A 20,693-nucleotide genomic window follows, 5' to 3' on the forward strand; every position below is an offset into this window, starting at 1 on the left:
CCACCGTTCCTTATGAGGCTTTTATGGGAGCTAACCTCAAACAGATTGCCAACTATTTAGATAACCTTGGTTGGGACTACCGTTTTGATGATGAAGAAGACCGAATTATAACAGGTGTGGAGGCTGATAACTTAGAAGATTTTCTAATAGTTGTTCAGTTAGATGAAGAGGGGAAATTTTTTAGGGTATTTGCCCCCCAAGTTCTGGCAGGAATTCAAGATCACCCTCACAAGGGGGTTATTTTACAGACGATCCTTGCCATTTCCTGGGAAACCAAAATGTTGCAATGGGAGTATGACCCGTCTGATGGTGAAATTCGTGCCATTATTGAGTTTCCTTTAGAAGACTCGATTCTCACAGAAAAGCAATTTCACCGTTGTCTGAGTGGATTAATTCAGATTGTGGATGGGATAGCGATACCTCGCCTTAAAGAAGTGATGGCAACAGGTTTCGATCCGGGAAATATAGAACTTGGGGAAAGACTGTTACTCAGTATCCAAGAAGAAGCTCCAGGATTACTAGATTTGCTAGAAAAGGCAATGGAGGCGCGGAAAAAACGAGGAAGTTTTCCTAACGACTGAGACGGATCATCACTTAAATCGCTATACTCCAAAGTGATACCCTCACTATATACTGAAATTTTCTAGGGCTGGATATTATGACATCCTATGCAACCTCCTCTGCCAAAGCGGAAATGAGTGAACTACGGCGGTTGAAAGGCTTACTACCGCCAGAATTACAGAGCTGGGTCACGGTTGAAGGCACAACTGAGGTCAATCCACCCCTGGTTCGCTGCGAAGAAATTGGTAAAGACCAGGTAGAAATTCAAATTGACTTGGTGAAATGGGATGCCCTGGCAATGGATCAGCGTAATCTGCTGTTCTGGCATGAAGTTGCTCGCGTTCAAAATGACACAATTCCTAAAGATGGTTGGGAAATGGCAGCGCTAGCCATCGGTTTAGGTGGTGCTGTCGGCGAATTGTGGGTACAAGATGGATTGCTGCTGGTGTTAGCTTTGTCGCTGTGTGGTGTGTCAGGTTGGCGACTGTACCAAAAAAATAGCGGGGAAAAGCAACTAAGAGAATTGCTCAATGCTGATGAGAAAGCGATCGCTCTAGCAACTCGTTTTGGTTATAGCCTCCCCAATGCCTACAAGAGTCTTGGTAGCGCCTTGAAAACCTTGATTGACAATACTCCTAGTAAGCGCCAACGGTCGAAATACGAAGCAAGGCTGTCTGCCCTCAAGCGCAGTGCCAATAAAGCAAAAGCTAAATCCAAAACTCCAGATGAAGGCGGGTTGTAATTAGTTAGGAGAGACGCGATGAATCGCGTCTGTACAAGAGTTAGGAGTAGAGACGCGATTCATCGCGTCTGTATATGAGTGAAATCTAAACTTCAAACTCTGCCTTTGAGTGGAATACCTGCTGAGGCGGCTGTTGCTTTGCTGATTCACGGCAGCAATGACTATTTCATCGAATCTTACTTTTTTCTTGACTACATCTTTATCAAACTCAAATTTTACAGAAGCTTTTACAGTTGGTTAAGCATCTTATGCGTCTGAGGGATCACACGCACATGCTTGATAAAGCCCTTCATCAAAGCTTGCCAGGTCAAAACTTGATCGGCCGTAGGTGCAAGCATCGGTATTGGGGAGAATTGTTCGGATGCTGCTAAAGGCGTAACAGGTTGTAAAAATACTGAGATATCTGGACTAACCTCTGCCACTAACGAAGCTGAACGTTCTAACTCGGCTGGATCTGTGTTTTGAGACACAATTATCTTGACAAAAACATTTAAATATGAGTCATGACATAATTGGAGAAATTTAGCATGTTCTTGCCAATGGCTCTCGCCGCTAACACTGGGCAATTTAAAATCCATACCCACAGAGTCTAAATAGGGAAGAATCATTGCTAGTTGTTCTGAGCGATGTCCCCCAGTTTCTAAGTATATGGGCAGACCAGTTATGTCTCGCACTTGGGGTAGAAACTGCGTTAGAAATGGGGCATGAAGAAGTGGTTCACCCCCAGTTAAGCTAATGCTGTCGTGTAGACGAGGTAGATTTTGTTGTTCCACCCATTCGATTAACATAGGTAATGGAACAGGGTTAGAGTGGATTTCAAAGTCGCGCAATCCAGGCGATCGCTCTATCCGACAAGTTGCAGGTGCATTCCAAGTGTGGGCACTATCACAAAAGTGGCAGCGCAAATCACACAAAGCAAAACGAATAAATATCTGACGTGTCCCTACATTCAGTCCTTCCCCTTGAATGGCAGAAAAGACCTCAATTAGGCGTGCGGTAGGTGTAACCGTAGTTTTAGCAATCATTTGATGAGAGTAACGCGATCGCGCTGCGTCGGCACAACAGCAAGGATGTTTTTTGGCTTCTTGTTCTATTGTGAATCGTCGCTAGCGATCTCCAATCTCAGCCCCGTAAATAAAAATTAGTCCTTATTACTACTGATTCTAAATATTAGGTTAAGTAATTTTGGAGGACAAAATAATGTTTGGCAGATTACATTATACATGGCAACGAAAGTGCAGAGCTTCATGACTAGCCAACCGACAGAGGTCGATTTTCCAGTGAATTCCCTAAACGACACGGCTATAATGCAGGTGCCCGCGCGGTTGAGCGTGCTGGAGGCTTTAGGCTTTAAGCAAACCTGCCAAAGCTTAATTGGGGCTAATTCACATCCTAAACAAATCATCATTGACTTTCACCAAACTACTTTTATGGATAGTAGTGGTTTAGGTGCATTGGTGAGTAATTTTAAATATGCCCAAACTCAAGGTGTTACATTAACACTGCGGAATGTAACACCTCAAGTAATGGCAGTCTTAAAACTCACGGGATTGGATCAGGTTTTTCCCCTAGAGTCGGTTGACGATGGGTTACTCATAGAACCAGAAGACTTAGTAGATAATCGGAAAACAACTTCCCGTAAAGTAGAGCCGTTACCTACTACTCATCCTTCTGTGGCATCTTGGATGAAACGGTTTTTAGATATTGTGGGGTCTATAGTTGGTTTATTAATTACGGGAGTTTTATTTATTCCGATTGCGATCGCTATTCAAATTAACGATCCCGGCCCAATTTTCTTTAGTCAAACCCGTTGTGGTTGGATGGGTAAACGGTTTGAGATTTGGAAATTCCGCTCTATGTGTGTGGATGCAGAAGCGAAGAAATCCCAAGTTAAAAACCAAGTACAAGGTGCATTTTTCAAGAATGAGAACGATCCTAGAGTTACTAGGGTAGGGCGCTTATTACGGCGAACTAGTCTTGATGAATTACCGCAATTTTGGAACGTCCTCAAAGGAGAAATGAGTTTAGTTGGTACTCGACCACCTACACCCGATGAAGTCGAACGTTATGAAGTACCAGAGTGGCAACGTTTAGATGTAAAACCCGGTATGACTGGCGAATGGCAAGTCAATGGAAGGTCTACAGTCCGCAGTTTTGAAGATGTAATTCGCCTAGATTTGCAGTATCAAAAAAATTGGAGTTTGGTGTACGATTTAAAGCTAATTTTCAAAACTATAGCTATTCTATTTAATAGAAACAGTGGCGCTGTTTAGCTAACTACCCTTATTCACAATTTTTTGTTAACTCCAACTCTTGCAATAATTCTTAAATACACCCAAGCCCATTATGGGCTTGGGTAAATTTTAGGTTTCTAAAGCAAGAAGTAAGTGAAATTATCCTACAGCCTTCTGCATACCTACAACTTCAACCTGCTGCACTTCTGGCAACAAACGCTTCACGCCTTGCTTAACAAATCCCTGCAAAAAACCAATCTGCTGATTTTGCCCAAATACCTTTTGCAAAGTTTGCCGCAAGTTCTCCAAATTCAAATCATTACCAGAATCTATTGCTATTTCCTGCTGTTGGAAATACTCAATTAGACTTAACCCTGCGACTCTAGTCAGATAAGCTGCACTAACTCCCTGCACTACGCCACCAGCAACAAAGGTAATGGCATTACTTTTGAGAACAGTACTAACAGCTTTTGTAGAAAGTTCGACTAAACCCAGTTTCAGCATCAAACTTCCCATTGTTCCAGCTACAGTTTGCGCCTGTTCTAGGGAAAATTTCTGCTGATAGATATTACCCAAATCCATTACCATTTGAGCATTAATTGCCGCAGTTGCCAGAATATCAAGGGCTGGAACTGGGTTAGCAAAGGCAGCAGCCGCAGCTATCCATTGATATTGTTCAATAATTGGGGTGGCGCGATCGCGTCTAGTTCCATTCAACCAGTTTTTCGCCTCAGCTTTCAACAATCCGGCTTTCCTCATGGTAGTTACCCAAACTAGCCGTTGTCCTTGCTGTGCCAAAACTTCACCCAACTGCTGCGTCAACTGCTGGATATCTGCTGCTGGTTTTTCCATCCACTCTTGTACAGCACCATCAGCCTCATGTTTTCTGACTTTGATGGAGATGGGAGAGGCTGCTGTTGCAACTACATTTCCTTGCATTCGCTGTTTCAATGACAGCAAGATGCTGGCGCTTTCATCGGCTAAATACTGATCTTGTTTGTTGAAAACCAATATTGTCGGCTGATTTGCTGCTTTTAGCTGCTGTAAGGTTTGAAATTCTGAGTCTGTCAAATCACCGTTTGTCAAGAACAGAACAAAATCTGATTTTGCAACTTCTGCTAAAACAGCTGCATCTGAATTGTCCCCAGTTTCTCTAAACAAAGGTGCTGTCTCTTCTAAAGACACCCAGTTTTGTGTCTCTAGATTTTGCTTTAACACTGGAATTAAGGTGCTTTTACCTACGGATTTCCCGCCAGTCACAGCCACTTTAATTTTTTGTCTATCTAATTCAAAGAACAATTGGGCAACTTGTTCTCGCAGTGTCGGTAATGCTGGATGGTTTTCTGCTTCTTGTGCCAGTTGGTTAATTACAGTTTCAGTTTTAGCGATCGCACTTTCCACTGTTTTCCGATCAACCAGCATACCATTTAGCGGCTCTAAACTGTCTTTCGGGCGATTTTGCTGGAATAACCACAAACCACCACCTACAGCTAAGGCACTCAACAAACCAAACTCACCCACCTGCACTATCGAATCGTGCCAACTGTCCAACATCCACAGAGAAAAGGAAAGTCCCAATCCTCCCACTAAAATTGGTCGCTGCAACTTCACAACCATGATTCTCCGCGCCTTTTAGATGGCTATTTCTTCCAGAATAGATTAAAATCCTGCTTCTGGGAATTTAACAGGCGATCGAACACAACTTTCTTTACCTAGAGATTTTGTTAAAATTAACTCCCAAGCATTCCTATATTGTGCCGAACGTGGTTTACGCTGTCTTTTTTCAGCTTCAACTAGGTGTACTTCGCTCCCATAATCTATGAACACATCTACGGGAAAGACATAGAATAGGTCAAGTTTTTCTATATATACTAAAGCAAAATCAAAGTCTGATAGCTGATATGGTTCTCGAAGCATGAGCCGTCGATTAGTTTTAGTGCGGCGATTATCTACAACATAATTCCCGGAAGGCTCATCCAACCAAGCATATTTGACTTGGATTTTAATTAGAGTTCCCTTTACATCAAATGCTAGATCGTAAGGTAGGCGATCGCCAAAAGGTTTTAAAACTTCCCAACCACGCTTTAAGGCATGAAGAACAGCAGCTTGTTCTGCTATGTCTCCTCTAAGCTTTGTGTCCATCTGCAAAATAAAAATAATTAAATAAAACAAAACCCCAGAATCTTTTCAAATTCTGAGGTTTTATTTTAATTTGGTGGCGGGAAGTGGATTTGAACCACTGACCTTCGGGTTATGCTTACCAACTACAACTTTCGTTGCCCAGTTATACTGGTTTGTGGTCTGGACTGTCCCTTCACCCTCGCCATTATCGTTAGGGTGTCTGCCTTCCAGTCTCTACACCTTCCTCATTTCTGAGGATTGGTTCGGGATTACCGCGCTATTGGCTTCCCCGAGTTTGACAGATAAACGCACATAAGTTTCTTTACGTGCCGCCCATAGCAAACCTAACTAATAAGCGTCTAGTTAACTTTGCCCGTTGAGCCCGACGAGCTACCAGGCTGCTCTATCCCGCGTTGCTCTCGACTTATTTATAATAACTTATAGTCAAGAGTTTGGCAACTATAAAAACGATAATTCTCCAATTACTTCTAAACGCGTGTATTTTCCCAACGTGGCAAACTTTTCTGAAAGGCTTTCGGCGGCGCTAGGACTAATCCAACCCATTTGCTTAAGTAAGTGAATAGCAACGGCATGTTTGGCTCGTTTTGTCCCATCCATGACTTTGATTGCTAATCCCAAGCCTTCACCGAGTCTACCAATGCACTGCACTCCTTCAGCACCACTCTTACTGACTAGTTCCCCTGGAGTTAAGCGCATCAGTTCCGTATCAAATTCTCCATCTCCTGCTACCATTGCGGGGTGATGAGTCATAGCGCGGACGATGCGCTCCATATCCAAATTAGTACTAGAGGCTAGCAGGGCATATAAAGATGCCATGTGACCGAGTTGCATCACATAAGTGGGTGCGCCACAGTCATCATGAGCGTTAATAAATTCTGCGGCTGGCATTCGCAGCAATTCTGCTACTTTGCCTAAAATCAATTGCTGTATTGGGTGCTTGCGATCCAAGTAGTTATTTAAGGGCCAACGGCGTTGTTGACAAACAGCTAACATTCCCGCATGTTTTCCAGAGCAATTGTATTCCAGAGGACTGTGTTTACCTTCAGGAGTTGGACACTGGAGTATGGTGGGGTCAAGATCGGCCCGCCACAGGATGTTAAATACCTGTCGGACTTGATCTATGCTTCCTTTATGGGAACTTGTGATAATTGCTAAGTCGCGATCGCTAAGGTCATAGCGTTCCAGTGTACCTGTAGTGGTGACTGCGAGTGCCTGAAATGGTTTGAGCGCTGAACGGATAAATGCAGCAGTTTCAGAATTTCCGGCAACTGTTAGAACCCGTCCCCGATCGTCGCATACAACGGCTTGGACTATATGCCTGGATTCAATAATACCTTCTCGCAGCAACCGGACTTCCAGTGCTGTGGCTTGAGTTCGTTTTCCCATTGTCATGGGTTTATATTTATTACCTTTTTTAATTAATTAGCCATTGGTCATTAGTCATTAGTCCTTAGCTAATGACTAATGACCAATGACTCTTTAAAACAAATGCCAAACTATCGTACCAGTAACGTACATTCCCGCCAAGCTAGCAAAGGTAAATTGCAACCGCCGCAGAATGGGTTTGATTTCGTATGCAACAATTAAGCGATCGCGGTTAAGGATTTCCTGTGGTTTCGTCCAAGTTTGGCCGTCGTACCAGCCGGACTCTTCATAAAATACTGTGGGGCTGGAAAGGCGATCGCACACGTAGAACCAGCCTAAGTATAATCTTACCAGTGCCAGTACAACTCCGACACTGGCTGCTGCTGCTCCACAAAGGATAAAATGTGCAATATACTTGTGGGGAGGAAAACTTGCTGCTGCCACAGGTGCTGCGATCAGCCAAGATAAACTCCAAATCCAAGCAATTTTCGTGATATATTCGCGCAAATCTAAAGTGCTATCACGAAATAGCCAGGAAGTTTTTAACTCTTCGTACTCATTCAGCGGTTGTTGGTCTGTGGGAACTGGGCAATTTGAAACCGAAGACCTAATCATGTTGACTTACCTTCACCCTCATCAGATTCTGGAAGGGAAATACGCTCTGCATGAATCCAGAACGCTTCTAAATTATAAAACTCCCGTTCTTTGGGCATCATTATGTGAACGATCACATCACCGTAGTCTTGTAGTACCCAACTCCCCTCGACTTTTCCTTCTGTCCTTATGGGACGACGTTGCAAGTCAGTTTCGACTTTTCCTTCAATTGCTTGAGCGATCGCTCTTACTTGTGCCTTAGAATAGCCAGTCATCATCACAAAATAATCGGCTAGGTAAGATACCTCTGCTACTTTGAGCAATAAAATCTCACCTGCTTTGCGATCTGATGCAGCAGCTGCGATCGTTGCAGCTAATTTTCCGCTCTCATCTTCAGTATGGGCGTGGCTTTTTACCACACTCTTCGTCAGTGAGATGGATTGTAATGGGAAATTTCCTTGGAAATAATCAGTCATTAAACCTCATGTGCTTTCTTTCTTTTGAAACAATTGTTTACATTTACTTACAAATCACAAACAATTGAGCTGAAAATGTGTCAATAGGTTTTTTTGAATACTAACAAAAAAACGGATGGCTATGGGGTCTAGTTTGATAATTGACTGCTGAGATTTTGACATTAGCAATCAGCAGTTGCAGATGGCTATTCTGTAGCGATAAATTAACTAATAGCTTTTTATAGTAGCCCGCTTTGATTTTCGCACATATTTGCGTAGGCAGGGAAGAGGCAATAAGTAAGAATAGGAATTACACAAAACTAAATAATGTTGTAGGGAGAATTTATAAATTGCCTTAAGAAGAAAATCTTGCTTTTTGGCTATTGTTTGTGTAAGTCCTAAAGTATTTCCGGTGAAATCCAGTATTGCACCACTGGGTATTAATTAAGTATTTGGGGTAATATCTAGGTTATTTGCAGCTAAAAACATTATTTTTTGAGGTTTTATCGCCATTCTCTTCAGTTTCTGCGAATTTAAGTTGAGTAAGTTGCAATTCCTCTAAAGCCATATTGAAGCTGAGATTTTTCTCCATAAAGTAAATCTAAAGAGGAAACAATCGCGTATAAGACTAATTTTAGGATAGGAGTAAGGTACGACTAATATTTGATTTCTGAAAAGATGCGTTGGGTGGGTTAGCGACAGCGTAACGCACCAAATCTTTATAAAGGGTGCGTTACGGAAGCCGTAACACGCCACTACATATACTTAGGTTTTTTCAAAAATCAAATAGGATTCCTATATATTGAGTAAGAATGTCTCAAAAGCCATATACTACAGGACTCAGTAATGCTGAATGGGCAATTATTTCAACTCTAATTCCACAAGCAAAGCTGGGTGTTCATCGTCGCAACATTTACATACTAAGTACAGCCCACCATAAACAGGGTACGAAAATTATGCTGCAACATGAGCAAAATCGTAGGGGTTTTGAATTTACCACTTTGTGCAATCTAACCCCACTGCTATAAATTAAACTTCTTGTTTCGTAACTCTTGTGGACTGAATTGCTCTACGCTCTGCGATCAATGAGTAACACAACGACTCATACTGATTTAAAGCTTGTTCAAAAGCATAATTTTCAACGGCATATTTGCGACTTTTATAACCCAGAGTGTTGACTTTTTCCGGGTTGTGGTACAAGTCTAAAATTGCCATTGCTAAAGCTTGGGGATCTTCTGGAGGAACTATAACTCCACCGCCACTTTGCCTGACAGCTCTTGCTGCTGTACCATTGTCGGGTACAGAGGCAACTAAGGCTGCTCCACTTGCAAGCAGCACTTGAATTTTTGATGGCATATTGAAGGATACAACATTTTTCTTTTGTACTACTAAACCAACATCCGCAGCTGCCAACATTTGTGGCAAAAATTTGCGGGGTTGAAATGGTAATAACAAAACATTATCTGCACCGCAGTCTAGACATTCCTGTTGCAATCGCTGTAAACCTTTTGCCTCTCCAACAATAATAAAAACAATATCTGGGATATGGCGTAACACAGAAGCAGCTTTGACAACACTTTCTAAGCCTTGGGTTAGGGCAATGTTACCAGAATAAAGTACTACGAATTTCCCATTCAGGTTATGTGCAGCGCGAAAAGGGTTATTTTCTTGAGGCAAAGGGCGAATAAAATTTACATCAACCCAGTTGGGAATTTGTACAATTTTGTCAGCGTCTACACCCTTAGATCGCAAATTGTCCACAAACCCATCGGCAATAACGCTAATTTTACTGGCAGTGTGGTAAGCAAATTTTTCCAACACTGTAAATAACTTTATAAGCAATTTATTTTTGAGTAAACCGACGTGGACAGCTGCTTCTGGTAATATATCTTGTAGATTTAAAATTACAGGACAAGCACGTAACCATCCTAAAAGAGCAACTGGTACACAGCTTGGCAAAGATGGCGATGTTGAGAGAATCACATCTGGCCGCCAACCGAAAAGGGCCGGTATAAAACTAGTGACAACGAAACTAGCATCTAGTAACACCCGATCTAATAGGTTGGGTTGGGGACGAATCCAAACGTAACTGCGTTGGATTTTAACGCCATTTTTGTATTCGTTGAGATACCACTTGCCCCGATATTCCTGATAAATTTGACGCTCAGGATAGTTGGGCATAGCGGTGACTACGCGAACCTCATGTCCGCGTTTGACTAGTCCCTCTGCTAACTCAGTCATCAGTGGGGCAATACCAATTGGTTCTGGATAGTAGTTGTAAGAGTAAATTAAAATTCGCATAAAAGTTAGTCCGAAGTACCCCGGTTTTTTGTTTAATGACAAATTTTTGTCTTAAACATCATTTGGAGCTTGGAAACTCCTATATTTAATTGTGACTTCAGACTCTTTTTCTGTCAGGGATTTTCTTTAAAGATTGAGTAAACTTTGATATTGAATACTTAGAGTAAGTGTGAATTTATTTTACTATTTAAGCATTCTGAAAATTGTTTATTGTTGATTGGTACGTAAGTATAAACCCTAATTTTTCAGTTCGATATTAACTAAGACTGTTTCACTATATTACTTATTGAATGAGCGATCGCCCTTGTATTTTCTCCTTTTTTGCTGGTTCAGGATTCCTAGATTTAGGTTTTGAAGCCAGTGGTTTTAGGATTGTTTACGTCAATGAAATTTTTTCACCATTCATGGCAGCATATCGTTATTCACGGCAGATTCTCAGTCTACCGTCGCCAGAATACGGGTATCATGATGGAGAAGCAGGAGATGTAACCCAACTTCTCGAAGGTTTACAAACACAACATCTCCGGGAGTTAGTACAAGACTGCCGTAAATCTAATAATATTGTCGGCTTCATTGGCGGGCCTCCCTGCCCTGATTTTTCTATTGGCGGCAAAAATAGAGGACGTTTAGGAGATAATGGCAAGCTTTCCGCTTCTTATGTTGAATTAATTTGCCGCAATCTTCCAGATTTCTTCTTATTTGAGAACGTTAAGGGGTTGTGGAGAACGACAAAGCATCGTTTATTTTTTGAATCACTCAAGCAAGAATTACTCGAAGCTGGCTATATATTAACAGAACGCTTAATCAATGCTATCGAATATGGTGTACCACAGGATAGAGAAAGAATTATTCTCATTGGTTTCCGAAATAGTTTTATCAAGGATATAGGAATAAAAATCGGTAGTGAAAAGTTTCTATCTGAAAAGGCTTTTCCTTGGAAAAATCATATTTTATATCCTCAAACAAAGGTTTTTGCTTATCCTTGGCGTAAGTCTGAACCATTCCAAGAAAATTCCATAATGCCTTGTCCTGCCGACATCCCTCAAGAATTAACAGTGGAGTACTGGTTTAGAAAAAATAATGTGCTGAAGCATCCCAATACTAAAAACTGTTTTCAACCAAGGGCAGGTATCACAAAATTTGCTGCTATTGATGAAGGAGATGATTCTAAAAAGTCTTTCAAGCGTCTTCATAGATGGCGTTATTCTCCGACAGCTTGCTATGGAAATAATGAAGTACATTTGCATCCCTATAAAATCCGGCGAATTTCTGTAGCGGAGGCTTTAGCTATACAATCTTTGCCTGAAAATTTTGTCATTCCAGAGAATATATCGCTCACGAATATGTTTAAGACTATTGGTAATGGACTACCATATTTGGCATCGAAGGCGTTAGCTAAAACTATTATTGACTTCTTAGGAATTGGTGTAAAAAATGCTGTTAATATTTCTAACCTTACTAACCCTAATGTCAACTTAAACACTTATACTAATTCCGCAACATCTACAAAACCAACATCCAAAATAAGTTAGCAGCTTGTTTTCAGAATAAACTCGTAATAAATATGGTTTAATATATATATAAGAAATGTTTTAATTTTTTATAAAGTTTAATAATCAATCACTGGCAGAAGACACGATGGCAGCAGACTATCCAGATATTGATATTGCGCCATTTATCGATCACTCCCTGTTAATACCAACAGCTACTCCAGAGCAGGTTGAGCAGTGGTGTGAAGAAGCATATAGATTCAATTTTGCGGCGGTTTGCTTATACCCCGGTTATGTCAAGCAAGCGGTCGAACTCCTTCATGGTAAAAACCCGAAAGTGTGTACGGTAATTGGCTTTCCTTCTGGTGCGACGACTTCAGCAGTGAAACTGTATGAGGCTCAAGAAGCGGCGGATAGTGGGGCTACGGAGTTGGATGTGGTAATGAACTTGGGCTGGTTGAAAGCTGGTAAAACTGAAGAAGTCCACCGAGAGATTGCTGAAATTTGCGAAGAGACTGGGCAAACTGTCAAGGTAATTTTGGAAACCAACCTCTTGACAGATGTAGAGAAAAAAATAGCTGCTGAAATAGCTATGGAGGCGGGAGCAGCATTCTTAAAAACTAGTACAGGCTGGAATGGTGGCGCAACAGTGGCAGATGTGCGATTTTTGCAAGAATTGGCAAAAGAAAGAGTAGGAATTAAAGCCTCAGGTGGTATCCACACTATTAATCAAGCCCTAGACTTAATCGTAGCGGGTGCTACTAGATTAGGTACATCTCGCGGTATGGATTTGCTCCGCCAGCGCGATAACCTGGGAAAGGGTGAATAGTCATTTGTTTCTCGTTCTGCCTTGCGGGAAACTGGTGGCACGTCTATGTCATTTGTCCTTTGTTCTAACCTAATGACTAATAACCAATGACTAATGACTAATGACTAATGAGTAGAACCTACAAAGCAACCGGAATTAATCTTAAAACTCAGGTGCTGGGAGAATCAGATAAAATAGTGACGATTTTGACACCAGAATTTGGTCTGATTCGAGCAGTCGCTCCAGGGGCACGTAAGCACAACTCCAGTCTGGGTGGCAGGAGTGGTATGTTTGTTGTGAATGAACTATTGATCGCGAAAGGGCGATCGCTTGATAAAATTACTCAAGCACAGACGCTAAAAACTTATCCTGGTTTAGCTAAAGATTTGGGAAAATTAGCTGCTAGCCAATATTTAGCAGAAATAGTCCTCTCTCAAGCTTTGAGCGAACAACCCCAAGAAGAACTTTATGAGTTGTTCAATGAACATCTCCATCGGTTGGAAGCATTGTCTAGTGCAAATGCATCTGGTGTTTTGCCTCATCTGGCTCATGGGGTATTTCACCTTTTAGCCTTAGCAGGAGTAACGCCACAAGTGCAACTATGCTGCTTATCTGGGCGCTCCCTCAAGCCAGACTTTTCAAACCCCAACTGGCAAGTAGGATTTAGCGTCCCTACGGGTGGAACAATTTGCTTAGAAGCTTGGAAACGTTTACGAACAGAGGGAGAGGGGGAGATTAACAACCAATACCCTATTCCCCATGCCCCATTCCCCATGCCCCATGCCCAAACAGTTGTTGTGCATCGGCAAGAAATACCTGTGATTTCTAGTCGCTTGGGTGCTATGGAATTGGCTTTGCTTCAACATCTGTCACAACCAGAGATCATGCAAATTGATGGTGCTAAAGATCATAACTGGTTATCTGTTGAGCAGATTTTGCGCCAGTATGCTCAGTATCAATTAGGTCGTCCTATTCGCTCTGCTACTTTGATCGACTCTTATTTTGCTGCCAACCATGATGCAACCGTCTGATTTGGAAAAAAAAATCCTGCCTTTGTCACCAAGCCTCGCTAAAAAACAGAATAGGGTATCAGATCCTACAGTCAGGAATCATTTGAGTGCCGTTTCAAAGTGTACACCGAGTCAAATCAATAGCCAAGACATATCCCTACAAGACGTTTCTAAAAACGATCAAAATGGGACAGCCCAGATCCCAAAAGATATTCCAAGTCAATCAGAAACACAATATGAGGAAAAATTAACCATTTCCCAGTCAGGTGAAAACGGACAGAGTTTGCCAGTAGTCACTACCCCAGAAAAAGAACTACCAAAATTAGATGAGTCTGGTTCAGGTGGAGAAGCTATTGTAGGGAATATAAAACAACAAGGGTTTTTGCCTGTATTAAAAAACCCTAATTTTCTGGCTCTTTGGGGCGGTCAAGTTTTCTCCCAACTAGCCGATAAAGTTTATTTGGTGCTGATGATTGCCTTGATTAATACTCAGTTTCAGGCTAGTAATCAGAGTATTAGTGGTTGGGTGTCAGTCTTGATGATGGCTTTTACGATTCCAGCCGTATTGTTTGGTTCTGTTGCCGGTGTGTTTGTCGATCGCTGGTCAAAAAAGACTGTACTGGTAGCAACCAATATTTGGCGCGGCATACTGGTTTTCTCAATTCCCTTCCTGCTGTGGTTGACTCATGACTGGAAACCCATAGGAGTGCTGCCAGTGGGTTTTTTGATCATCCTGGGCATGACTTTTTTAGTTTCCACGCTGACGCAGTTTTTTGCACCGGCGGAACAGGCGGCAATTCCCTTAATCGTAGAAGAACAGGATTTACTCTCGGCAAATTCCCTTTATACGACAACGATGATGGCATCGGTGATTGTTGGGTTTGCTGTTGGGGAACCGTTGTTAGCGATCGCAGATCGACTTTGGTCGCAAATTGGTGGTAGTGGTAGTTTGGGCAAAGAACTTTTAGTAGGTGGTAGTTATGCGATCGCTGGACTAATTTTATTCCTCCTGGCAACTAATGAAAAACATCACCACGCCGATACAGAATTCCCTCACGTATTCTCTGATTTGCGAGATGGTTTTGCCTACCTCAAAGCAAATCATCGCGTCCGCAATGCTTTGCTTCAGCTAGTTATCTTGTTTTCTGTCTTTGCAGCATTAACTGTTCTAGCTGTTCGGATGGCAGAAATAATTCCCAACATGAAACCCTCTCAGTTCGGCTTTTTACTAGCAGCCGGTGGTGTTGGCATTGCCGTGGGAGCAACAATTCTCGGTCAATTTGGTCAACGTTTTTCTTATGCTCAGTTAAGTCTGTGCGGTTGTATGGGTATGGCAGCATCCCTGATAGGTCTATCAATCTTTACAACCCAACTCTGGCTAGTCCTGTCACTGGTGGCGCTATTAGGGATATTTGGGGCTTTAGTGGGAATTCCCATGCAAACCGCAATCCAAACAGAAACACCTCCAGAAATGCGTGGTAAAGTCTTTGGTTTACAAAACAATGTAATTAATATTGCCCTCTCCTTACCTTTGGCATTAGCAGGTGTTGCAGAAGCTTTTGTGGGATTACAGGCAGTTTTTTTGGGATTAGCTGCGATCGTCTTTTCAGGAGGTATATTAACCTGGTATAACTCACATAAATAGTTATCACCTAAAAGGAGTTATTATTCATTACCTTGAAGTAATTACTAATTTCCTTAAAGCTTTTCTGTTCATGGTAAACTGTGGCCAGTGAAAATTTATCATATACTTGTGGGATATGAATCTGGCATTAGTCAGAATAAGTTGTTTAAATATCATAAAACTAACAACTTATAAGTAAAATAAATAAAGCCATCAATCTTCTGGTTTAATAAGCTTAATAAGGCTTTTTAAACTAAAATATGATGGAAATTTTTAATAAATAAAAAACCAGCAAGTATAGCCAGATAAAAGAAAAATCACAAAGGGCACACAAGTAATAGATTAAACCCGCTTTTCTTACAGCTAAATAAAGAATGCGTATAGCCTGGATTGGAAAAAAATCACCCTTTTGTGGCAATGTCACCTACAGTCGAGAAATTACAAACGCCTTGTTAGACAAGGAACATCAAGTTAGCTTTCTTCACTTCGCCCAAGAAGAATCTGAACCTCACAATGGACTAAATCTTCGAGAGGTTTCCCTACCTTTCATTTATAAGTCACAGGTTTATACAATTCCCACTTTTAAAGCGACCAAAGTTTTAACCGATTCGTTGCGGAAAATTAAGCCGGATGTAGTCCATGCTTCCTTAACATTATCTCCTCTAGACTTTTTTCTACCGGAAATCTGTGAAGAACTGAGATTGCCTCTAATTGCAACTTTTCACACACCCTTTGCTGGCAAGGGCGCAAAGCTAATATCGGGAACCCAACTTTTGGCTTATCAGCTTTACGCACCTTTTTTGGTTAACTACGATCGCGTGATTGTATTTTCCCAAATTCAGCGAGAATTATTGGCAGGGATGGGCGTAAGGAAAGAAAATATTGCTGTAATTCCCAATGGTGTTGATACCGTTAAGTATTCTCCAGGATTTTCTCAAATCAAAGAGGAATTTAAAGCCGATCGCTTGTTTGTTTACCAAGGTCGCATAGCGCCAGAGAAAAATCTTGAAGCTCTGCTTCGGGCTTGGAAGCAGTCTGGAATGGAGCCTGGTACGAAGTTGCTAATTGTTGGCGACGGGCCTTTAAAGTCTTCCTTAGAGCCGTTTTATGGTTCAGAATACGGTATTATCTGGTTGGGATTTGTTGCTGATGAAGACCGACGCATTGAGATTTTGCGGGGCGCAGATGTATTTGTTTTGCCTTCATTGGTAGAGGGTTTGTCCCTATCTTTGTTAGAAGGAATGTCATGTGGGTTGGCTTGTTTAGCAACAGACGTGGGCGCAGATGGAGAAGTATTAGAAAAGGGAGCAGGTATAGTTATTAGTACCAAAACGGCGCGATCGCAGTTAAAAACCCTTTTGCCTGTGTTGCAAGATCATCCAGAGTTAACAACTTTACTGGGGCAAAAAGCCAGACAGCGTGTATTAGACCGCTATACCCTCAGTAAAAATATTACTCTGTTGGAAGAACTTTATAAAGAAGTTTTAGCACAACGACCTCTACCGCTAAGTCGTAGAGCGTAGGGAAGGGTAAAATTTGAACGAATTTTATCAGAATCTTAAGAATGGAACAAGTAAGGATGAAGTATTGCGTCAGGCGAAATTAAGTCATATCGATCCTAATCAAGGTGTTTTTCCCTATCTCTTCTTTTAGTCGCCTTTTGTGTTGATTGGTGATGGAATGTAGGGGAGATGGGTAATATAGAGTCGCCACCCCAAGACAGTTAAGAATCTCTTTGAGCCAATGTTGAAGCGGTAGAACAAAATATGACTGATGGTGTATAACTCGTAGCGAATTTATGCAGAACGCGCAGGCAGTATTTTGTCGTTAATAAAATTTAAGCCGCTACAGTTTGTCATATTCTTCTGGTTCTATGTTAGAGACTTTATTCAAAACTTGCTGGAATTTTTCCCAATTACCACGTTTGGCTTTTTCTTCCAAATAGTCTTTGGTCATCCATGCCGAAACTTGTGCAGATAAGGCAATGGTTGTAAGTTGTTCAATGGAAATATTTTCTCTGGCTGCTAAAGCTTCAATTTGTTTATATAAAGATTCGGGTAGTTGTACATTTAAGTTAGTCATGGGATTTCTCCTACTATTTGCAAGAATTCTTTGGGTGAAACTACCCTCATTCCAAATTTCTGTGCGGCTTGTAAATCTTTTTGATTGTAAGTGATGATAAAGTTGGCTTGGCATTCAACAGCTAAATCGATGAGAAAATCATCGTCAGGATCGCGTGCTAATGGCCGCCATAAATAGAAAATACTACATCTATTAGCGATTCTACAAATACCTTCAATAACTTTGTCAATATCTTCATCACTCAATCCAAGCTGCTCTTTTTCTCGTTTGAGAATTTCTTCATACTCGAATACTAAGGTGGTAGAGACATTTAACTGCCAACGCTTATCATTAAGAATTGTTAACAGTTTGTAAGATGCACCACGGTTAGATCGCAAACCACTAAGCAGTACGTTAGTATCAAGTACAAGTTGGTACGGATTTGTCATTATTTCGCTATTAGTAGCATTTTCGCCGTAGTGACGAGCTTATAGTCTACCTATCGATCAATTCATCTTTAAATTATCCCTTAAAGACCATCCCAAAATAGTTGGCTCTTCATAAACCCGTTTTAGAGTGTTGACATCTCTGGAAGAAATAGGCGACGGGTTACGAACTTGGGAAAAGTATAAAGCATCAGTTTTTAGCGGACTATGCCCCCAAATTCCCAGTGCATGACCGAATTCGTGACGGGTGGCTGCAATGAGATACTCACCTGTTTGACTGGGACTCAACAAGATTGTGAAGCGATGGGATAAAATTTTGTTGCTGGTGTATAACTCGTAAGTCGTTTGTGCCGATCGCGCACGAGGTATATTGCTACCAGGCGAAATTTGTAGGGGTGGCTGTTTTCGTGCGATCGCAATATCAGCACTTTCTGATTGTTCGACTATTGTCAAAGGTAAATAATTACCCCATTCTTGCACACCTTGCAAGACACCATTAACCCATGCTTGAGCTTGTTTTTCGTCAACAGCTTTTGGTGGTTCTACGTAAACTCGAATAGGAAATTGTGACCAGACTAAGTAACCAACTTGGGTTGTTGTGACTTGGGAAAAGTAGTCACCACTGTTAGTACTATCTTGCCACTGTGCGAGTGTGGGCGGTAAGGGATGGGGTTTTGGGGTGGATGAGGAGGAAATTATAAAATTTTCGTTACTATATAAAGATGATTTTGTCAAGGCATCAGTTAACTGGAGGTTAGTCAAAGTTATTAACAGCACTGTGCCAATAGTTAAAGCAAGGGCTGCTAATAATCGTTTTCTAATTAAATTTTTGGGGGTATTAGGTATTGGGTATTGCCTTCTGTTCCTCATCTCCCCCTTACTCCCTCATCTCCCTCATCTCCCGATTTTTATTTAGGCAGCCAACCAGCACTTAAAACCACTGTTAAACCGAGAAAAATTACTGTCAATGCCCAAGTAATTCGGTTTAATGTATTTTCTGCACTTTTGGCGCTGCTAAATAGCTGGGCTTGTCCACCAATAGCCCCGATACCATCACCTTTGGGGCTATGTAGTAAAACTAAGATAATTAGACCGGTGGCAGAAAACGCCCAAATGCCTTGCACGATATTAGTAGCTGTCATGGTAGGAATCTCATTTATAACAATTTTTCAAAAACACGATTCAGAATTCAGAAGTTAGGAGTTTTTAGTAAACTCCTAACTCTTGTACAGACGCGATGAATCGCGTCTCAGGAATCTTTTACAGCCCTACTTGCGCGGGGGTGCGAGTGCGTTGCAGATCGTAATCTGCTGTTTTTAGCAGCGACCGCCCGGTCATTTCTGGCGGCTGAGGCAGCTGTAAAATCTCTAGAATTGTGGGGGCAATGTCGGATAGTTTGCCATCGCTTCGCAGTTCGACATTTGTACCATATCCAGGGATTTTGACTTTCTCGCCTTCTACCAAGATAAAGGGGACTGGGTTAGTGGTGTGGGCTGTCCAGGGATTACCCCCTTCATCTAGCATATACTCAGCGTTACCATGATCGGCAGTAATAATTGTTGTACCACCGGCTTTGATCGCGCTTTCTAACAAGCGTCCCAAACAGCGATCGACTGTTTCAATAGCTGTAATGGTAGCGTCGATTTGACCAGTATGCCCTACCATGTCTGGATTGGCATAGTTAATCACAACTAGAGAATACGTACCCTTTTGAATCGCAGCGATCGCCACATCTGTAACTGCTACTGCTGACATCGCTGGGGCATGATCGTAAGTTGCTACCATCGGGCTGCTTACTAGTTCCCGATCTTCTCCGGCAAAAGGTTCCTCCAGACCACCATTAAAGAAATAGGTGACGTGGGCATATTTTTCTGTTTCGGCGGTGCGGAACTGATTCAGACTGTTATTAGCTATGACTTCTCCCAGAATGTTACTGAGGTTTTGAGGCTCAAAGGCTACAGCCACGGGTAAGTCTGAATCATACTGTGTAAAGGTAACAAAGGACAGTGGTGTGATTTGCTGCCTTTCAAAACCGTCAAATTTTGGACTGACTAAAGCTTGAGTTAGTTGTCTGGCGCGATCGGGGCGGAAGTTGAAAAATATCACCCCATCCCCTGGTTCTATTGCACCTGGTGCAAGTCTGATTGGGTTGACAAATTCATCTTTTACCCCTTCGGCATAAGATGCTTGCAAGATTTCTACAGCCGTGCGATCGCCACCTACACCATCTTGGGTCATCACGTCGTAGGCGCGTTTGACTCGATCCCAACGATGATCGCGATCCATCGCGTAGTAGCGACCGCTAAGGGTGACTATGCGCCCAATTCCGGCGCGGTCTATGTAATCTTGTAGCAGTGCGATCGATCTTACACCGTCAGTTGGGGCGGTGTCACGACCATCGGTGATGGCGTGGATACAAACTTCTGGAATTCGCTCTTTCTTGGCTAAGTCAAGTAGTCCGAATAGATGGGTGATGTGCGAATGTACCCCCCCCTCAGAACAAAGCCCGACTAGATGCAGCTTGCTATTCCGAGAACGAACTTCCTGGCAAATTTTGACAAGGGCTGGGTTTAAGGCAATAGAACCGTCTTCAACCGCATCGGAGATGCGTACCAGTTCTTGCGGTACAACTCGCCCAGCACCAATGTTCAAATGACCAACTTCCGAGTTGCCCATTTGACCCTCTGGCAACCCTACAGCTTTTCCTGATGTGCGGATGAGGGTATGCGGGTAAACTGCCCATAAACTGTCCACAATGGGAGTTTTAGAAGCGATAATAGCGTTTCCTCGCGTTTCCTCGCAGTAGCCCCATCCGTCTAAAATGACTAGCACCACAGGAGCAACAGGTGCTTTGGTCATA

Annotated in this window: 21 protein-coding genes; 9 read left to right on the forward strand and 12 right to left on the reverse strand. The window is 42.1% G+C overall.

The window, feature by feature from the left end; genetic code table 11:
- Positions 1-23: 23 nt before the first annotated feature.
- Both V7K98_RS15160 and V7K98_RS15165 read left to right on the forward strand, forming a co-directional pair.
- On the forward strand, positions 24-581 hold the full coding sequence (locus V7K98_RS15160) for a hypothetical protein (RefSeq protein WP_335023147.1): 558 nt from the start codon (positions 24-26) through the stop codon (positions 579-581).
- A gap of 77 nt (positions 582-658) precedes the next feature.
- A complete protein-coding gene (locus tag V7K98_RS15165) occupies positions 659-1,303 on the forward strand; it encodes a DUF3318 domain-containing protein (protein WP_094342488.1) in 645 nt (214 codons plus the stop codon).
- Positions 1,304-1,530: 227 nt separating this feature from the next.
- On the opposite strand, the gene V7K98_RS15170 is transcribed toward V7K98_RS15165, so the two are convergent.
- Positions 1,531-2,328 (reverse strand): 7-carboxy-7-deazaguanine synthase QueE, encoded by a 798-nt coding sequence (locus V7K98_RS15170; RefSeq protein ID WP_335023149.1) that lies wholly within the window; start codon positions 2,326-2,328, stop codon positions 1,531-1,533.
- A 198-nt stretch (positions 2,329-2,526) separates the two neighbouring features.
- Here V7K98_RS15170 and V7K98_RS15175 point away from each other — a divergent pair, with 198 nt between their 5' ends.
- Positions 2,527-3,576 carry a sugar transferase gene (locus tag V7K98_RS15175; protein ID WP_335023151.1) on the forward strand — a complete coding sequence of 350 codons (1,050 nt, stop codon included), beginning with the start codon at positions 2,527-2,529 and terminating at the stop codon, positions 3,574-3,576.
- A gap of 120 nt (positions 3,577-3,696) precedes the next feature.
- Here the strand turns inward: V7K98_RS15175 and V7K98_RS15180 are convergent, their stop codons facing one another.
- The 5 genes from V7K98_RS15180 to rsfS form a co-directional block, all read right to left on the reverse strand.
- On the reverse strand, positions 3,697-5,154 hold the full coding sequence (locus tag V7K98_RS15180; protein ID WP_335023153.1) for a YcjF family protein: 1,458 nt from the start codon (positions 5,152-5,154) through the stop codon (positions 3,697-3,699).
- Between the two features lie 42 nt (positions 5,155-5,196).
- Positions 5,197-5,679 carry a group I intron-associated PD-(D/E)XK endonuclease gene (locus V7K98_RS15185; RefSeq protein WP_335023155.1) on the reverse strand — a complete coding sequence of 161 codons (483 nt, stop codon included), beginning with the start codon at positions 5,677-5,679 and terminating at the stop codon, positions 5,197-5,199.
- Positions 5,680-6,117: 438 nt separating this feature from the next.
- Positions 6,118-7,071 carry an asparaginase gene (locus tag V7K98_RS15190; RefSeq protein WP_335023157.1) on the reverse strand — a complete coding sequence of 318 codons (954 nt, stop codon included), beginning with the start codon at positions 7,069-7,071 and terminating at the stop codon, positions 6,118-6,120.
- Positions 7,072-7,158: 87 nt separating this feature from the next.
- Positions 7,159-7,659, reverse strand: a complete 501-nt coding sequence (locus V7K98_RS15195; protein WP_335023159.1) for a CGLD27 family protein — start codon at positions 7,657-7,659, stop codon at positions 7,159-7,161.
- Positions 7,656-8,114 (reverse strand): ribosome silencing factor, encoded by a 459-nt coding sequence (gene rsfS / locus V7K98_RS15200; RefSeq protein WP_335023161.1) that lies wholly within the window; start codon positions 8,112-8,114, stop codon positions 7,656-7,658. The genes V7K98_RS15195 and rsfS overlap by 4 nt, the downstream gene beginning before the upstream one ends.
- 791 nt (positions 8,115-8,905) lie before the next feature.
- Between rsfS and V7K98_RS15205 the strand changes: the two genes are divergently transcribed.
- Positions 8,906-9,121: a hypothetical protein gene (locus V7K98_RS15205; protein ID WP_335023163.1), complete on the forward strand. Its 216-nt coding sequence runs from the start codon at positions 8,906-8,908 to the stop codon at positions 9,119-9,121.
- Between the two features lies 1 nt (position 9,122).
- On the opposite strand, the gene V7K98_RS15210 is transcribed toward V7K98_RS15205, so the two are convergent.
- Positions 9,123-10,394 (reverse strand): glycosyltransferase family 4 protein, encoded by a 1,272-nt coding sequence (locus tag V7K98_RS15210; protein ID WP_335023165.1) that lies wholly within the window; start codon positions 10,392-10,394, stop codon positions 9,123-9,125.
- A 290-nt stretch (positions 10,395-10,684) separates the two neighbouring features.
- Here V7K98_RS15210 and V7K98_RS15215 point away from each other — a divergent pair, with 290 nt between their 5' ends.
- From V7K98_RS15215 to V7K98_RS15235, 5 genes are all read left to right on the forward strand, one after another.
- Positions 10,685-11,926: a DNA cytosine methyltransferase gene (locus V7K98_RS15215; protein ID WP_335023167.1), complete on the forward strand. Its 1,242-nt coding sequence runs from the start codon at positions 10,685-10,687 to the stop codon at positions 11,924-11,926.
- A 106-nt stretch (positions 11,927-12,032) separates the two neighbouring features.
- Positions 12,033-12,713, forward strand: coding sequence for a deoxyribose-phosphate aldolase (deoC, locus tag V7K98_RS15220; RefSeq protein WP_335023169.1), 681 nt, complete (start codon positions 12,033-12,035; stop codon positions 12,711-12,713).
- Between the two features lie 107 nt (positions 12,714-12,820).
- Positions 12,821-13,723 (forward strand): DNA repair protein RecO, encoded by a 903-nt coding sequence (gene recO / locus V7K98_RS15225; RefSeq protein WP_335023171.1) that lies wholly within the window; start codon positions 12,821-12,823, stop codon positions 13,721-13,723.
- The gene (locus V7K98_RS15230; RefSeq protein WP_335023435.1) at positions 13,710-15,347 is read left to right on the forward strand and encodes an MFS transporter; all 1,638 of its coding nucleotides are present in this window, start codon (positions 13,710-13,712) and stop codon (positions 15,345-15,347) included. Before recO ends, V7K98_RS15230 begins: the two co-directional genes overlap by 14 nt.
- Before the next feature lie 353 nt (positions 15,348-15,700).
- The gene (locus V7K98_RS15235; RefSeq protein ID WP_335023173.1) at positions 15,701-16,849 is read left to right on the forward strand and encodes a glycosyltransferase family 4 protein; all 1,149 of its coding nucleotides are present in this window, start codon (positions 15,701-15,703) and stop codon (positions 16,847-16,849) included.
- 322 nt (positions 16,850-17,171) lie between these two features.
- On the opposite strand, the gene V7K98_RS15240 is transcribed toward V7K98_RS15235, so the two are convergent.
- The 5 genes from V7K98_RS15240 to gpmI all read right to left on the reverse strand — a co-directional run bounded on the left by V7K98_RS15240 (position 17,172) and on the right by gpmI (position 20,692).
- Positions 17,172-17,408, reverse strand: coding sequence for a hypothetical protein (locus tag V7K98_RS15240; protein WP_335023175.1), 237 nt, complete (start codon positions 17,406-17,408; stop codon positions 17,172-17,174).
- Positions 17,405-17,836 carry a putative toxin-antitoxin system toxin component, PIN family gene (locus V7K98_RS15245; RefSeq protein ID WP_335023177.1) on the reverse strand — a complete coding sequence of 144 codons (432 nt, stop codon included), beginning with the start codon at positions 17,834-17,836 and terminating at the stop codon, positions 17,405-17,407. Before V7K98_RS15245 ends, V7K98_RS15240 begins: the two co-directional genes overlap by 4 nt.
- 57 nt (positions 17,837-17,893) lie before the next feature.
- Positions 17,894-18,703, reverse strand: a complete 810-nt coding sequence (locus tag V7K98_RS15250; RefSeq protein ID WP_335023178.1) for a peptidase — start codon at positions 18,701-18,703, stop codon at positions 17,894-17,896.
- Between the two features lie 38 nt (positions 18,704-18,741).
- Positions 18,742-18,975, reverse strand: coding sequence for a preprotein translocase subunit SecG (secG, locus tag V7K98_RS15255; RefSeq protein WP_334825494.1), 234 nt, complete (start codon positions 18,973-18,975; stop codon positions 18,742-18,744).
- Positions 18,976-19,093: 118 nt separating this feature from the next.
- Complete coding sequence (gene gpmI / locus V7K98_RS15260) at positions 19,094-20,692, reverse strand: 2,3-bisphosphoglycerate-independent phosphoglycerate mutase (protein WP_335023180.1); 1,599 nt, start codon at positions 20,690-20,692, stop codon at positions 19,094-19,096.
- Between the last annotated feature and the right edge of the window lies 1 nt (position 20,693).

The organism is Nostoc sp. (genome assembly GCF_036917435.1).
Taxonomy (GTDB): domain Bacteria; phylum Cyanobacteriota; class Cyanobacteriia; order Cyanobacteriales; family Nostocaceae; genus Nostoc.

Excerpts from the sequence above, each read along its gene's own strand:
- V7K98_RS15160 (WP_335023147.1), top strand. The coding sequence starts at position 24 with ATGGGAGCTAACCTCAAACAGATTGCCAACTATTTAGATAACCTTGGT.
- V7K98_RS15165 (WP_094342488.1), top strand. The coding sequence starts at position 659 with ATGACATCCTATGCAACCTCCTCTGCCAAAGCGGAAATGAGTGAACTA.
- V7K98_RS15170 (WP_335023149.1), bottom strand. The coding sequence starts at position 2,328 with ATGATTGCTAAAACTACGGTTACACCTACCGCACGCCTAATTGAGGTC.
- V7K98_RS15175 (WP_335023151.1), top strand. The coding sequence starts at position 2,527 with ATGGCAACGAAAGTGCAGAGCTTCATGACTAGCCAACCGACAGAGGTC.
- V7K98_RS15180 (WP_335023153.1), bottom strand. The coding sequence starts at position 5,154 with ATGGTTGTGAAGTTGCAGCGACCAATTTTAGTGGGAGGATTGGGACTT.
- V7K98_RS15185 (WP_335023155.1), bottom strand. The coding sequence starts at position 5,679 with ATGGACACAAAGCTTAGAGGAGACATAGCAGAACAAGCTGCTGTTCTT.
- V7K98_RS15190 (WP_335023157.1), bottom strand. The coding sequence starts at position 7,071 with ATGACAATGGGAAAACGAACTCAAGCCACAGCACTGGAAGTCCGGTTG.
- V7K98_RS15195 (WP_335023159.1), bottom strand. The coding sequence starts at position 7,659 with ATGATTAGGTCTTCGGTTTCAAATTGCCCAGTTCCCACAGACCAACAA.
- rsfS (WP_335023161.1), bottom strand. The coding sequence starts at position 8,114 with ATGACTGATTATTTCCAAGGAAATTTCCCATTACAATCCATCTCACTG.
- V7K98_RS15205 (WP_335023163.1), top strand. The coding sequence starts at position 8,906 with ATGTCTCAAAAGCCATATACTACAGGACTCAGTAATGCTGAATGGGCA.
- V7K98_RS15210 (WP_335023165.1), bottom strand. The coding sequence starts at position 10,394 with ATGCGAATTTTAATTTACTCTTACAACTACTATCCAGAACCAATTGGT.
- V7K98_RS15215 (WP_335023167.1), top strand. The coding sequence starts at position 10,685 with ATGAGCGATCGCCCTTGTATTTTCTCCTTTTTTGCTGGTTCAGGATTC.
- deoC (WP_335023169.1), top strand. The coding sequence starts at position 12,033 with ATGGCAGCAGACTATCCAGATATTGATATTGCGCCATTTATCGATCAC.
- recO (WP_335023171.1), top strand. The coding sequence starts at position 12,821 with ATGAGTAGAACCTACAAAGCAACCGGAATTAATCTTAAAACTCAGGTG.
- V7K98_RS15230 (WP_335023435.1), top strand. The coding sequence starts at position 13,710 with ATGCAACCGTCTGATTTGGAAAAAAAAATCCTGCCTTTGTCACCAAGC.
- V7K98_RS15235 (WP_335023173.1), top strand. The coding sequence starts at position 15,701 with ATGCGTATAGCCTGGATTGGAAAAAAATCACCCTTTTGTGGCAATGTC.
- V7K98_RS15240 (WP_335023175.1), bottom strand. The coding sequence starts at position 17,408 with ATGACTAACTTAAATGTACAACTACCCGAATCTTTATATAAACAAATT.
- V7K98_RS15245 (WP_335023177.1), bottom strand. The coding sequence starts at position 17,836 with ATGACAAATCCGTACCAACTTGTACTTGATACTAACGTACTGCTTAGT.
- V7K98_RS15250 (WP_335023178.1), bottom strand. The coding sequence starts at position 18,703 with ATGAGGAACAGAAGGCAATACCCAATACCTAATACCCCCAAAAATTTA.
- secG (WP_334825494.1), bottom strand. The coding sequence starts at position 18,975 with ATGACAGCTACTAATATCGTGCAAGGCATTTGGGCGTTTTCTGCCACC.
- gpmI (WP_335023180.1), bottom strand. The coding sequence starts at position 20,692 with ATGACCAAAGCACCTGTTGCTCCTGTGGTGCTAGTCATTTTAGACGGA.